At 63.9% G+C, this 13,908-nt stretch carries 13 protein-coding genes and 1 pseudogene; 4 read left to right on the forward strand and 10 right to left on the reverse strand.

Annotated features, from left to right (window positions below):
• Positions 1-303: 303 nt before the first annotated feature.
• From OHB12_RS32975 to OHB12_RS33000, 6 genes are all read right to left on the reverse strand, one after another.
• Entirely contained in the window at positions 304-3,747 is a 3,444-nt protein-coding gene (locus OHB12_RS32975; protein WP_327113958.1) for a hypothetical protein, read from the reverse strand.
• Positions 3,744-4,112, reverse strand: coding sequence for a hypothetical protein (locus tag OHB12_RS32980; protein WP_327113960.1), 369 nt, complete (start codon positions 4,110-4,112; stop codon positions 3,744-3,746). The genes OHB12_RS32975 and OHB12_RS32980 overlap by 4 nt, the downstream gene beginning before the upstream one ends.
• Positions 4,109-4,525 (reverse strand): hypothetical protein, encoded by a 417-nt coding sequence (locus OHB12_RS32985; RefSeq protein ID WP_327113962.1) that lies wholly within the window; start codon positions 4,523-4,525, stop codon positions 4,109-4,111. Before OHB12_RS32985 ends, OHB12_RS32980 begins: the two co-directional genes overlap by 4 nt.
• A gap of 500 nt (positions 4,526-5,025) precedes the next feature.
• On the reverse strand, positions 5,026-5,670 hold the full coding sequence (locus tag OHB12_RS32990; protein WP_327113964.1) for an NUDIX hydrolase: 645 nt from the start codon (positions 5,668-5,670) through the stop codon (positions 5,026-5,028).
• Between the two features lie 51 nt (positions 5,671-5,721).
• A complete protein-coding gene (locus OHB12_RS32995; protein ID WP_327113966.1) occupies positions 5,722-6,171 on the reverse strand; it encodes a GNAT family N-acetyltransferase in 450 nt (149 codons plus the stop codon).
• A 207-nt stretch (positions 6,172-6,378) separates the two neighbouring features.
• Entirely contained in the window at positions 6,379-7,002 is a 624-nt protein-coding gene (locus OHB12_RS33000; protein WP_327121700.1) for a ribulose-phosphate 3-epimerase, read from the reverse strand.
• 32 nt (positions 7,003-7,034) lie between these two features.
• Between OHB12_RS33000 and OHB12_RS36530 the strand changes: the two are divergent.
• Positions 7,035-7,445 (forward strand): annotated as a pseudogene (locus OHB12_RS36530) (integrase core domain-containing protein); the annotation flags it as partial.
• 69 nt (positions 7,446-7,514) lie between these two features.
• Here OHB12_RS36530 and OHB12_RS33010 read toward each other — a convergent pair.
• The 3 genes from OHB12_RS33010 to OHB12_RS33020 all read right to left on the reverse strand — a co-directional run bounded on the left by OHB12_RS33010 (position 7,515) and on the right by OHB12_RS33020 (position 9,623).
• Complete coding sequence (locus OHB12_RS33010) at positions 7,515-7,664, reverse strand: hypothetical protein (protein ID WP_327113968.1); 150 nt, start codon at positions 7,662-7,664, stop codon at positions 7,515-7,517.
• A gap of 1,280 nt (positions 7,665-8,944) precedes the next feature.
• Positions 8,945-9,265: a DUF1048 domain-containing protein gene (locus tag OHB12_RS33015; RefSeq protein ID WP_327113970.1), complete on the reverse strand. Its 321-nt coding sequence runs from the start codon at positions 9,263-9,265 to the stop codon at positions 8,945-8,947.
• A 1-nt stretch (position 9,266) separates the two neighbouring features.
• The gene (locus OHB12_RS33020) at positions 9,267-9,623 is read right to left on the reverse strand and encodes a DUF1048 domain-containing protein (protein WP_327113972.1); all 357 of its coding nucleotides are present in this window, start codon (positions 9,621-9,623) and stop codon (positions 9,267-9,269) included.
• A 24-nt stretch (positions 9,624-9,647) separates the two neighbouring features.
• Between OHB12_RS33020 and OHB12_RS33025 the strand changes: the two genes are divergently transcribed.
• On the forward strand, positions 9,648-9,947 hold the full coding sequence (locus tag OHB12_RS33025) for a hypothetical protein (RefSeq protein ID WP_327113974.1): 300 nt from the start codon (positions 9,648-9,650) through the stop codon (positions 9,945-9,947).
• On the opposite strand, the gene OHB12_RS33030 is transcribed toward OHB12_RS33025, so the two are convergent.
• Positions 9,893-11,653: a polyprenyl synthetase family protein gene (locus tag OHB12_RS33030; protein ID WP_327113976.1), complete on the reverse strand. Its 1,761-nt coding sequence runs from the start codon at positions 11,651-11,653 to the stop codon at positions 9,893-9,895. The two genes, OHB12_RS33025 and OHB12_RS33030, sit on opposite strands and share 55 nt — an antisense overlap.
• Positions 11,654-12,323: 670 nt before the next feature.
• On the opposite strand from OHB12_RS33030, the gene OHB12_RS33035 reads away from it, so the two are divergent.
• Positions 12,324-13,127: an alpha/beta hydrolase gene (locus OHB12_RS33035; RefSeq protein ID WP_327113978.1), complete on the forward strand. Its 804-nt coding sequence runs from the start codon at positions 12,324-12,326 to the stop codon at positions 13,125-13,127.
• 272 nt (positions 13,128-13,399) lie between these two features.
• Positions 13,400-13,870: an alpha/beta fold hydrolase gene (locus OHB12_RS33040; protein WP_327113980.1), complete on the forward strand. Its 471-nt coding sequence runs from the start codon at positions 13,400-13,402 to the stop codon at positions 13,868-13,870.
• Positions 13,871-13,908 lie beyond the last annotated feature (38 nt).

A 13,908-nucleotide genomic window follows, 5' to 3' on the forward strand; every position in this document is an offset into this window, starting at 1 on the left:
AAGAATACGCCAAGAATTCCGGTCCGAACTTCCTGGCCGCCGCAACCGTTTCGCCTGTGGGTATGGCCCATCGGTCTGTCGCTTCCCGGCTCGTCGGTTGAACGTCGCAGGTTCGTGCCCTCGGCGGGGCACATCGAAGATGGGAACGCGGGTGAACTGCGGTTTTCCGGTGGCCGGTTGGTCGTCCAGGCTGAATACCCGCTGTAGGTGGGCAGCCCGCCGGTGTGTTTGGCGGCGCGGCTGGACATCAATCCAGCCGTAGAAATGGAGATCTTCGCAATGACGCTGCCTGTAGGGTTCAAGTCACTTGGTCTTCGATTCGGTCCGGACGGTGTCTGGTCTGCTTGTCCGTGGGTCTCTCCGTCGGGGTCCCTGGTTGTCCATCAGCTCGGTTGCGAGGGCGTGCAGGACGGTCGGGGCGACGACAGGGAGGGCGGGCAGAGCACGCTCCATTGGTGCTACTGACAACGCGATTGCGAGTAGGCGTTTGGAGGACTGTCTCGGTGCGAGTTCGGTAGTGGTGGATGGGATGTTCAGTGAACTCGTCTCGGCCGCAGCGTGTTTGGCTATGCCGGTGCGGGAGGAGTTGGTGTTTGCGACTGCTCGCGCGAGGTGTGTGAGGGCGTCTGCTTGCTGGATGGGGTCGTGGATGCTGCGGGCGATCGATTCGGCGCGATCGGGCGCGGTCAGTGCCCATGCGTCGACCAGCAGTGCGAGTGCTGCGGACTGGTGTCCGAGATCGGTGATGCTGCGGGCGATGGCCTCGGCGCGGTCGGGATCGATTCGTGCGATTGCTTTGGCCACGTCCGCTCGCGTGGAGTAGTGGTGCAGGGGTTCGGGGAGGTCGTTGGCCAGGGATTCTGCTTCGTGTGCGAGATGCACTGCGCGATCGGGATGTTGGTCGGCGGCTATGTCAGCGAGGTGAGCGAGTACATGGGCTCGCTGCGCCGGGTCGGTGATGGTGCGGGCGATGGTTTCGGCGTGATCGGGATCGAAGTTCGCTACCGCTCTAGCGAGGTGGGCGAGGGGGTTGGCCTGCTGCGCAGGGTCGGTGATGCTGCGGGCGGTCTTCTCCGCGTCTGCGGCTAGTCCAGTTGCGCGGTCGGGATCGATCCGGGCGATCGCTTTGGCTGCGACGCCGAGAATGTGGGTTTGTTGTGCTGGTTCGGGGAGGTTACGCGCGATAGCTTCTGCGTCGTCGGTCAGTCGAACAGCGTGAGGAGGATCGGTCGTGGCGGCTCGTTCGGCAAGTGTGGCGAGTACATACGCCTGCTCCTCGAGTCCAGAGATTCGATGTGCCAGAATCTCGGCGCGGTCGAGGTCGACGCTGCCTGCCGCTATCGCCATCTGCACAAGCGCATAGTTTTGTTGCACCGGGTCAGCAATGTCTTGAGTCAGCATTTCGGCGCGGTCGGGGTCGACAGTCGCTATCGCGATCGCCACATGGATGTGGGCGTAGGTGCGCTGTTCCGGGTCTGTGAGATGACGTGCCAGGTTCTCGGCGAGATCCGCATCGATACCTACGAGTAGCGCGGCCATGCGAGCGAGGACGTAGTCGGTGACGCCCGGTTCAGCCTCGCGCGCGGCTATGGTTTCCGCGTCGAACGCTAGCCGCTCAGCACGGTCGGAGTCGATTTCGATCACGACCTCGGCCAATCGAGCGAGTACTCGAGCCTGGTCCCCGTTCTTCGGTAGGCCGCGAGCGATAGTTTCGGCATCATCGACAATGCGCATGCAGCGATCTGGATCGATACTCGCCACCACCGAAGCGACACGGATGATCTCGTTGGCCCTGTGTTCCATTTCGGAGAGCCCGCGAGCAATCGCCTCCGCCTTATTGATGAGATCTACGGCACGGGCTGGGTCGGTGACGGCAGCTAGACGGGCGAGTCTGAGGAGCGAACCGAACTTCAGCGATTGATCGGTGATGCCGTCAGCGACGGCTTCCGCTTCGTCGAGATCCAAGCGGTTCGTTACGCCCGCCAAACTATGTGCCACTCTGTCTCGCTGATCAAGGTCGTGAATGGCATGCGAGGCAGCGTCGGCTTCACGGACGAGGCGGAGAACGCGGCCGGGTTCGATCACCGCTGCACTGTGCGCCAACCAGGTCAGCGCCTGGGCTCGCTGGACAGGATCGGCGATATCACGAGCGATGACTTCTGCGCGATCGAAGTCGACCCTCGCGACCTGCTCGGCCACGTACGCGAGGGTGAAGCCCTGCATGCTTGTCTGGGAGATGTCGGAAGCTGCGACCGTGGCTTCGTCGATGAGTCGACCAGTGCGCTCGGGATGGGTCGCCGCCACTGTCACTGCCAGGTCGATCAGTCGGTGAACCCGCGCCTGCGGACTGGCGTTGCTGCGGGCGACGGTTTCCGCGCGCTCGAGGTTGCCCAGGCGAGCCCAGACGATCAATAGTTGATGAGGGATGTTGTCGTTGCGGCTGTGTAGGTGATCACGATAGTTCGTCAACCGTGCGGTTTTGAGCAGGTCCGGGTCGGGTTGCTCATAGATATGTTGTTGTACAAGGCGGATCTCGTTGAGGGCGATCCAGTCGCTCCCCACACGCGTGCGCATCCGGTCGTGACGGCCAGCGTCGAGAGCGAGGTCCACCATCCGCGAAATTTCGTTGTGTTTGTCGAGGATTGGAAAGTAGCGGCGGAGTAGGAAGTCTGGGGTGTGGTCGGGCCAGGCGAGGTCGCGGTAGCGATCGGCCCAGGCGTGCAACCGTTCCAGGCATTTGTTGATGTAGGTGGTGCCGAGTTCGGTTTCGGCGGTGCGTTGCAGGGTTTCATGCGCCAGCCCGTAGACGGGGTCACCTGTGTCGTCGGGACTGGAGTAGCCCGTGCGGGTGCGCAGGCTTCGTCCGGCGACCGCGTACAGCAGTTCGTGAATTTCGAACGGTGCCATGTCGGTGAGGTCGGTGAGTTCGGAGGCGGTCAGGCCGTTGGCGGTGGTGATCAGCGCGAGCAGGTGACGGTGCTTGTCGGGGCCTCGCAGCAGAGCACCGAGTTCGGCGACGGCCTTGTTGCGGACGTCGGCGGCGAATGGTGAGGAGGTGAGTGGGTGAGGTTTGGTCTTGGTGAGGGGGTGACCGTGGGGGATGGGCAGTGTGGGGCCGTGGCGGCTGGCGACGATGACCCGAAGGTTCGGGTCCGGGTGCGCCGGTAGCAGGGTCACAATGGGCGGCTTGCCGGTGTCCTCGTCGAGTCCGTCCACGACCAGCACCAACCGGCGACCGGCCTCGGCTTCGCGGCCAGCCGCGAGAGTGAGTAGGTCGCTGAGCAGGCCGTCGCGATTGAGTGTCGTGCCGGCGATCAGTGGCTGTTGATCCGGCAGCAGAACGGCGAGTTGGTCCAGGACTGCGGCGGTGAAGGCGGTGTGGGTGTTCTGATCGGCGAGGCGGTCGGTGATGAAGAACCCGATCACCGTCACCTTCGATGGTGGGAACAGCATGAACCACGTCAGCAGCGCGGACTTCCCTGCCCACGGTTTCGCTTTGATCCACAGGTAGGGCTGTTCGCCATGGCAGAACCCGGTCAGTTCGTCGAGTTCGAGTTTCCGGTCTTGCAGTCCGTCGACGGGGGCGAGGAACTCGCGTACCTGCGAGACATAGCGCGATCTCCCGTCATGGGGCGCGCTGGTCGGCACTATGCCGAGGTGGAGATGGTGCGAGATTCGCAGATCGCCTTCGACATGGACTCGGTCGAAATCGTAGAGCGGTGTGGTGGGCTGTTGCCCGGTGCTCATGGGTGTGAGGCATCGCCTCCGGTGATGTTCTTGAACTCCATGTCCCCACCGAAATGCCCGCCGTCGACCTCGACCGCGGTGCCCGTGGAGCGGACCCCATCGGCGCGAAGCCCGCCCTGGGACTTGATCTTCCGTAGGAGGATTCCCCGAGCAGCCGGGTCGCCGCCGGTGGTGGGGTACTGGGCCGATTGTGTCCACAACGACGCGGCGAACACCCCGACGGTCAACACCGCAACGGCTATCCACATCCACAGCGAATGATCCCCGCCGGTCGCGTAGTTCACCGCGACCGCCAACCCTGTCGACATCACAGCGGTCACCGCCGTTGGCACGGCCACCCGTGCCAGTACCCGTCCCGAAGTCATACCGACCTCCCACCCGCGAAATAGTGAGGCCCATCCTCACAGCTCCGCAGCCGGAAAACCAGCCGACTGTCGGCTGCCAGGAGGAAGAGGACCTGCTCGGCCTCTACCGCGTGCTGGTTGGTGTACTTCACCGCCACGCTACTGCTGTGGCCCTTGCGGATCAGGGCGGCGGTGACGCCATTGGTCCGTCGTGCCAGTTCCTTCAGCTGAAGTAGAGCCGATTCTGTCGTGCCGTCTTCGATACCTCCCACCGGACGGAGAGCCCGCTCAGCATCCAGGTAGTTCTGCGCCCACCACCGAAGGGCGTGCTGCACTCGATCGGCCCGAGCGGCCGGATGCAGGATCCAGTACGCGATCGACAGATTTTCTAGAGCTCCGCGGGCGAGGCTGAACGGCGATGAGATGTGGAGCATGGGTCCGTCGACGACATGTGACTTCAGGGCATGTAGGTGGTCAATACCCGAGGCCAGACACGATACGACAGCCGCACTAACAGAGTAGGAGGTAGGTCTGAACCCTGCGTCGTCACCCGCGAGAACAGATCCTGGAGCGGTCTGGAACGCACGAACGGAACGGACACGCTCTAGCATTGAGTCGACATCAGGACCGACCTGATCCCATAGGGCGTCGATCACCTCAGCGGGCACATCCTGCGGTTCGGACACGGAACTAGTGAATCACCGAACTTCCCATCTTCCCAAGGGAATTCAATGGATGAGGGATCGAGCCTGACGACGCGGAGTCATCCGACCCGCCCTGCCGCTCGAATGGGGTGCCGCGAGGCCCACGATCGCCCTCGGTGCCGTGACGAGGGGTACGGCGAAGGGAGTGTCGGGGCCTCTCGGTCGATCGGTCGGCAGGGCTTACGGCTTCGCCGCCAATACCCGCTAGGTGAACTTCGGGCATGGCTCTGTCAGTCGAACACGGTTGGTAGGTCTGGCTTGTTCCAGTGCTCGTGGAGTAGCCGGATTTGGGTGTCGAGTACCCGGGTGGTCGACAGTTCGGGCAGCTCGTCGACGTCGAACCAGCCGACTTCCATGGTCTCGACAGGGCTGGGTTGGCCGTGGGAGATGGTCTCGCACAAGAAGAACAGCTTGTACACGTGGTAAGGGAAGGCGGGCTGGTGGCCTTGCACGTCGCGGTCGTGCAAGGCTACGAGTTTGCGGGCGCGCACGGCGATACCGGATTCTTCGTGGACTTCACGTTCGACTGCGAGTGAGGGCGGTTCCAGGACATCGCACCAGCCGCCGGGCAGGGTCCATTTCTCGTCGCTGCGGTCGCGGATGAGCAGGATGCGGCCCTGGTCATCGAAGACACCGCCACGGACGTCGACTTTGGGTGTCATGTAGCCCTGTTCGAGGAACACGTTCTGGTGCAGGTCCTCGACGGTGCCGCTGCTGATGAGGGCCAGCAGGTCGGCGGATATCTGTTTGGCCTGTTCGTAGCGTTGCCGGTCGAAGACGTCGGTGGAGAAGACGAGGCCGTTGTGCGCTAGGGCGGCCAGAGCAATGGCGTGTTGGCGGATCTGGGTCTCGGCTGTCGGTTGAGCGTTGTCCATCCAGGGTCCTTTGGTCGGATCGGCGTTGTCGCAGCGGCTGTTCGACATAGGTCAGAGAGTCAAGCGGTAGGTCGTGGACTGGCGTGGGGCAAATCCGAGCCGTTGGTAGAGCTGGTTGGCTGCGGATCTCTTCGGGGTCGACGTGAGATCGACCGTGCGCGCTCCGTGTTCTTTCGCGATGGCCAGCGCAGCGGTGGTCAGACCTCGTCCAATGCCGTGTCCTCGCGCGGCTTGGTCGACCACGACATCTTCAATGCGTGCTCGCAGTCCGGTGGGGATCGTGTATATGACCAGTGTCAGCGCGCCGACGATCGCTCCCTCGACACGTGCAGTGAGCAGCCGCGTCGAGGGGGAATCGATGATCGCCTCCAGGAGATCACGGGTCAGAGGTGCTGCGGTGGTGGACAGTTGCGGTAGGAGGGCCGTCAGCGCCGTCAGCGTCTCGTCGTCTACCTGGGTCACGATGTCGATCACAACTGCCTCGGGTGTCTGCGACACCATGGGCTCCTCCTGCGTTGCGCTACGGATTCGACGCCTCTATATGGGTCGCAAAGTGGGGGGCTGGAACGGTTTTCGACTAGTCCACTAGAACCGGCCAGGTGGCAGCGGCGGCGTTGGCACCAGCGTATCCCGTGTGGTGCCGGGTGGGCCTGTGGCGGCCACGCGCTGGTGCGTCTCGCTGTTTCGCATGACTGCCTGCTGATTCGGTCAGTGTTCCCGCACGGTGGCGGCGGTCTGGACGGGTTGGGCGAGGCGGTGGACCGCTGTGGACAGGTCGGTGCCAGTGGAATTGAAGATGGCGCTGCCCGCGACGAGGGTGTCGGCTCCGGCGTCGATTGTCTGTGGTGCGGTGATGGTGGTGATCCCGCCGTCGGCGACGAGTTCGACGGTGTCGATGTGCCGGGTGTGGAGGGTGGTGCGCAGGGTGCGGATCTTGTCCGGGACGGTGGGATCGAAGGTGCTGGTGCCGGGTCGGCTGGTCATGAGGACGAGGAAGTCCACGCGTTCGAGGTAGGGGTCGAGGAGTTCGAGGCCGAGGTCGGGGTTGAGTACGAGCCCTTTGCGGATGCCGGCCATTTGGAGGGTGTCGAGGGCAGTGCCGACGTCGGTGGCGGCATCGACGTGGAAGCAGACCCGGTCGGCCCCGATCTCGATGAGGTCGTCGATGTAGCGCTCGGGTTTGAGGGTTTGCAGGTGGACATCGAGTGGCAGCGCCGTGTGCTGGCGGATGGCGGCGACGGTGCGCATGCCGAAGCTGATCGCGGGGGTGTAGTGACCGTCCATGATGTCGAGGTGCAGGTACTTGGCGGTGCTGGCTGCGACGCCGTCGATGGCGTCGCGGCTGGGAAAAGCACACGAGCTGGAGCCAACCGGTCTCGGAGCTGCTGATCGATCTGGGCATCACCCGTTCGCACTCGAGGCCGCGGACATCGAACGACAACCCCTACAGCGAAGCGAATTTCAAGACCCTGAAGTACTGCCCGGCGTTCCCGCAACAGTTCGCCTCGATCAGCGAGGCACGGCGGTTCTGCGAGGCGTTCTTTACCTACTACAACACCCAGCACCGCCACTCCGGGATCGGATTACACACTCCCGCGACGGTTCACGACGGCACCGCCGGTCCCATCCGCACCCGGCGAGCAGAGGTACTCACCGCCGCCTACACCGCCAACCCGGCCCGATTCCGGCATCCACCGACACCGCCCAAGCTGCCGAAAGCAGCCTGGATCAACGAACCAGCGAAGGAGAACATCGCCACAGAATTCGTAGCCTGAACCGTCTCATCCGGTTTGACAGTTACCGGGGCGTTTCAGAGCATCGTGTGGGGGATCATCTCGTGGATGCTAGGGCGCGGAGAACTCAGTACGGTGCTCGCTGAGCTGGACGCAGCCGACCGTGATCGGATGCTCCAGCAGATCGGGGATTTCGCCGCGGGGATCGGGGATCCCGCTATCGGGATGGGGCCGAGACCGCTCACCTGGTGCGAACACCACGGCTACACCCCTTCGCTCGGGCGCGAACGCTGCCCGCAATGCCCGTGTGAGCTGCCCGTTCAGTACGGCCGCGGCTGGTCAGACCTCCGTATGCACCGCATGATCATCTTCTCCCGACGTCTCTACCCGGGCCCTACAGGTCGACGCCGCAAGTACTGCAGCAACGCCTGCCGACAACGCGCATACCGGCATCGGCGGGCCGAACGCGGGACGCAGCTGGCCAGGACGTGAATGCAGTGACTTGCCTCTAGACTGGCGCTCGGTTCGCCTTCACTATTCGGTCGAACCTCTTGCTGCACATCCCTTTCGATAACCGGAAGGAACTCGGACCTGGCCACAGGTGGTGGCCACTGCAGTAGGAGGTCCGTTGGATCCGCCCGAAGTACCGAACCCCGCAAGAGAAGGGGACTCGTCCCCCGATCGAGCGGAGCCAGCTAGACGTTGGACTCGTTGGTGCCATGCCATCGCTTGGGGACTCGACGCCATATCGGTGTGGTGCTCCTATACACAGAGCGACAGCCTGGCCCTGATGGCCAGGCTGTCAGCTGTGTCACTGCGCGCGGTTGGAGCTAGTAGGCATACGCCGCCTCGTCAGTGATCTGGAAGCGCTCGGATCGGCGGTGTCCGCCGTCGGTCCGAGCCCTTCGTCTCTGTAGGCCGCATGTGGTAGCGGCCAAACCCTCTTTACCCGAGCGGATGCTCGTACATTGTCAAGCCGCAAGCCATGTTCCGTTCTAAGTCAAGTTTCGGAACCTCACTTGGGCGAGACAGCACGTCAGAATGACATGTAGGCAACTAGTCAGAATGACGTGTGGGTACGGATGCACCATACCGCCCCGGCGCTCAGGTAGGCACTCGAGCGCCGCATGGTGTAGCCCATGTGCTACACGCATAGCTCACGGGCTACACGTGTTTGCGCACTACAACGGGAGCAGAGGTCAGCGTGAAGGGCAGTCGCCGACCACGTCTCGAGCATTCACGACACCGTGTAGCGTGCGGAGTCCGCTCCGCGGGGAGCGTGGGCTCTTCGCCGAGGACGCTGTGGCGGCCTCATGAAGCCATGCTGACGTCCGCGCGAACGAAGGCGATGCGGCGCTGGACGCAGACCGATCCACGTCATTCTCGCGCCGGAGTGCCCCAACCTCACGATCTACGTCGATGCGACACGTTTCTTGGACACGGCGATTCAGTTGGGGGACTGGTACTTCCGCATAGCCGCCGCGGTGTCATCTCGGTCCGGCCCGGATGGAGGCGTCTCTGGATCGGGTGAAGCGGACTGGTCAGCGGTTGCCGATTTCCTTGCCGACGGACTCCTGGTAGATGTCGGCGTAGGTCGGTGAGTCCTTGATGAGGTCATCGCAGAAGGCTGCGACATCGTTGCCGATCAATTCTATGACCCCTTTACCGGCCGCGGCTCCTTCCTCGAAGAACTCGACAAGCCCCGACAGCAGGTTCCCGTCGGCAAGATCGACCGGGCCGACCTTGAACAAATATTTCTGGCTTTCCTCGTAGACGATCCGGTAACCGGGTGGAAGCGCCTCGACCCGTGCCTTGTGCGCCCGCCACTGCTTCTTGCCTTCGATGATGTCGCGAATTCCCATCTCAGTCTCCCAGCCTGCTCAGTTTCTTGGCGACGTTGTTGTTCAGCTGTTCGCGCCATCTGTCGCGATAGGTCTTGGCGCCTTCTTCACCGGCGATCGCCGCGCAGAAGCCTTTGACGTCGGCACCCAGCACTTCATTGATCCGCTGACCGTCCGACGCTGCTTCCTCGAGCAATCCCAGGGCGCCGTCGAGGATCGGCATCAGGTTGCGACCCGTGCCACCCGAGTGAGCGAACAGGTGGGTCTTGATTTCTTCCCACGCCGCTCGATATTCGGCCGGAAGAGCACCGGCCCGGGCCTCGAAGGCTTTATATTCCCTGGTGAGATCGCTTCCTGTGATTGTCTCCCAGACGTTCATGTGTCACTTTCCCTGAGTTCGTTGATGCGTGCTGAAACGTATTCCCATTTCGCCCAGAACTTCGCGAGCTCTTCGCGTCCCGCATCGTTGAGTGCGAAGAACTTGCGTGCCGGCCCGACTTCCGAGGGCCGCTTCGACACCGCGACCTACGTTTATCATCATCTCGTAGATCGGCCCGTATTCCTTTCCTTGGCCCGACAGGCCGGGGACCATGCGCAGCAGCGCGGGGAGGTAGCGGAATACCGCGTCGATCTGGGCGCGTTGCTCGGCTATCTGGCGTTGCACCTGCTCGACGGCTTCGCTGCGGGTGCACCCCGTTCGTGACGGATCGCCCTGACCAGGTTGTAGGGGACATGGTCGGTCTCGTCTTGATCCAGTGACACCAGGTCGTTCTCCATGAAGCCCACCCAGCAGAGCAGTTCCTCGAGACGGCGGATCATAGGATGGCGGCGCAGCTTCGTCGGCAGTTCCAGGTCCCGGTACACCTCCAGGCAGGCGATGGCGAAATCGAATCCACCGGTCGACTTCCGCAGCGGCAGGTAGTCGGCGGTGGCTGGGATGTAGCCGTTGATGCGATGGTGCGCTTCGCGTTCGCAGGCTTCGAACCACTGCTCGAGGTCGTCGAGGAACCGTTCCTGCCAGCGGGCGCTGCGGCCCTCCCGCAGACGCGGCCATAAACTCGCCCACGCCGTCGCGATGGCGCCGGGCCGCCACGGTGCCTGCGGATCCTGGCGCAGCATTGCCACCATGCCACGCCTCAGCGCGGTTACGGCTTCCGTGTCTTTCAGCCGCGGATCTTCGAACAGGTCGTCGCACAGCGCGATCAGCACGGCGATCCCGGCGAAGGTTTGTTCATGGGCCGCGCCCGCCGAGGCCAAGGACTGTGCAGACCACTGGACCGCTCCTGTCCACCGGTGGTAGTCGGCCTCGGCCGCGGAGACTGCCAGGCCGGTGTTCACCACCCAGCTCCTCAACCACGACCTGGTCTGCGGCGAAACCAGCTCACTATCGGCCGGGGGTGGCTGCGTAGAGGGCCCGGCGACGACAGGGCGGGGCGTTCGCCGGTCGAGTACCGACCGGGCACAGGCGATCATCGCGTGGCGGGCGCGCGGGTCGACGGGCAGGCCGGCGAGCTGACCGGCAGCCTGGTTCATGAATTCCTCAGCCACTGCCTGCGCTTCGTCCACGGCGCCGGAAGCGATGACCAGCTCGCGGGCTTGTGCGGCCTGCTCACCTGTCATTCCGCTGCGCAGCAGGCGGGCAAGACTTCGGTCGCGGGCAGCCGCGCGGATCACGGGCAACGTGTAGATGCCCTCGGGTAGGTCTGCGTTGACCGGCTTGCCCATCTCCTCAGCGGTCGAGGTCAAATCGAGGATGTCGTCATACAACTGGTAAGCCAACCCGAACTGGCGACCGAACCCGGCCAGCGCCTCCTCCTGCTCCTCGGGGTGGTCGGCCTGCATCGCGCCCACCCGGCATGCCAGCGACAGCACCGCCGCGGTCTTACCGTCGATCGCGTCCAGGTAGGCCTGCTCACTGCGGGAGGCCACATGTTGGTCGGCGGCCTCGATCACCATGCCCGCACACATCTGCTCACCCGCGATCGCCCCCGCGAGAACTTCACGCCCACCGAGCTCGGCCAGCATCCGCATACCCGAGAACGTCACCGAATCCCCACCCAAGACCGCCATATGCGAACCCCACACCGCGTTGGCACTGGGACGCCCGCGCCGCTGGTCCGCGTGATCGATGACATCGTCGTGATACAGCGAGCCCAGATGCAGCAACTCCACCGCGGCAGCGCCGCGTATCACCCGGTCATCAGCCGGGCTCGCCGGATCGGTGAGCAGGTAGTACGACAGCAACGTCAACGTAGGACGCACCAGACGGCGGGAGGTGTCGGGTCCTTCGTCAGTGAGCGCGGTCAACTCGGGGCGGCCCTCGAACCGCACCGGCCCGAGAACCTCACGGACACGGTCCAGATCCGCCTCCAGATGCGGGAAGACAGCGGAATCTATTTCACGGGACACGCGGGCACTCCTGACTGGTTTACATCGGTCACCGACACACCGTCGATCAGTGGAATTCGACACCACCTACGCGCGGAAAGGGTTGGCATCGACCGATTTTGACGCCACCATCACAGCGAAGCCCTGACAGGTTGACGCAGTCACCTACACGGCAAACGCCCGGAGCGGGGTCCTCGTAGTGTCTGCGGAAAATCCAAGGATTCGGATGTACCCGCTGGTCGGGGCCCAGACCAGAGGGTGAGCCTCACCAGAGGTCGGGGAACAGCCGCGCCCGATCCCGCGTGGAGGCCGGCAGTGCTAGGACCGAGGAAGCTGACTCCGCTGCTCGAAAGCGCTGCTCCAGAATGGAACATCAGGCCCGATGCTCAGGTTCATCCCTGCCCGACCTCGATCCGCCGATTCTCGACACGTTTCTTTAACATGGCGAATCCATTGAGGCCCTGGGTCTTCCGCTCGGACAGCCGCTGTCCAAGAACTGATCAATTTATGAACGGCGCGATCGAACGAAATCAGCGGGAGAAAGCTGCCTGAAGGCTGTGCCGAACCCCCAGGCGCAGGCCGCTGGGCCGTGCGTGCGCTTCGGCTGACGTGTCGGCGATCCGACCGCGGACGCTTTTCGCTGTCAGCGCAACCGATCCCAGCAACACCCACGCCGATCTACCGTGGGCACATGCGCTCACCGATTACAGGAACAGCCGCCGGCGTGCCGTTCACCGCATTGCCACCGGCCGGCGGTGGCGCCGCACCGTTGATCATCACCTGGCACATGCTGGACGCACCGAGATCGGACGCCGCCTTCGCTGCCGCGCTGCCGATGCACGATCTGCCCGCCTGGCGAGTGCACCTCGGTATGCCGATGTGCGGGGCGCGCATGGTCGACGGGAGTATGGACGCCGGGCTGGAATTGCTGCGCAAGGACGTCCTGATGTCCGCCCTCTACCCGTTCGTCCGTCAGGCGACCGAGGAATTCCCCGCCGCGTTGGCCTCGATCCGCGCACAGCTGCCGGTCGGTGACGGCCCGATCGGTGTGCTCGGCGGCTCGCTGGGAGGCGTGGTCACGCTCCGGATCCTGACCGATACCGAGATCCCGGTGTTCGCTGGCGCGGTCGTGAACGCTGCTATCCGGTTGCGGTCCGTGGTCGGCCTATTCCCGGGCGACTACCCGTACGACGACGAGTCCTCCCGAGCCGTTGACAGCCTGGACTTCATCGCCCATGCCGACAGTATCGCCGGGCGCGCGCCACTGCTCGTCGTCAGCGGCGAACTGGATCATCCGGCGCTGCGTGCCGACGCGGCGCGCCTGGTCGACGCGGTGGGAGAAGGAACCGAGTTCCTGTCGATCGAGGGGTTGGCCCATCCGCTCGCCGACGAGCCCGGCATCGAACCGGCACCCCAGCTCCCGCAGGCCCGTACGGTGGACGCCGGACTGACCGAGTGGTTCCAACGTCACCTCACCGATGCCGACAGTCGATGACACAAGTCGAGGGCATGTTCTGATTCACCAAAGAATATTTATGGACAGCTCCCGAGTTGGAAACATCGTTGACAAGCGATGATTTCAGCCACCGATGTCCAAGAATGCATCGGTTTTCGACGCCGCCGTTACGGCAGCCGAATTCTCCCGTGGGAAGCGACAGATCGTGATCGTCAGTAGCCGGGCAGCACCCTGGCTTGGCGCGACCGGGTGGAGCACCGTGTCTGGCCGGTGTCTGGCCGGTGTCAGGTCAGGCGCTGATAGTTGCTGTCATGACGAACAACAGCAGCTCCTCGACCGATTCGAAGTGGACCGGCATGGTGCCGGTCGACGGTACGGCCCTGGCCGTCACCGATACCGGCGGTTCCGGTATCCCTGTGGTCTACCTCAATGGTCAGTTCGCCACTCAGGGGTACTGGCGGAAGGTCATCACCGAACTCGGCCCCGGGTTCCGGCACATCACCTATGACGAGCGGGCTCGTGGCAGATCGCGGCGTTCGGCAGACTATTCCTTCGAGGCCGCCGTCCGGGATGTCGATGCCGTCCTGGCGGCCAGGGGCGGGCGGAGCGTAGTCGGGGGCCCGATGCGGTGTGCGCCGGTAACCTGTGGTTCAGCGGAGACTGAGGGCCACACGGTCCAGAACCCAATGATCGCGCGCATCCTCCACGGTTCGGTCACACCCGCCGCGGGCGGTTCACGTTGGGCCTTGGTTGGGCCGGCGGTGTCCCGCATCCTGGCGTGACCTTGTTGTCGAACAAATGCGCGACCTGTCGGCCACGT

This window comes from Nocardia sp. NBC_01730, assembly GCF_035920445.1.
Classification (GTDB): domain Bacteria; phylum Actinomycetota; class Actinomycetes; order Mycobacteriales; family Mycobacteriaceae; genus Nocardia.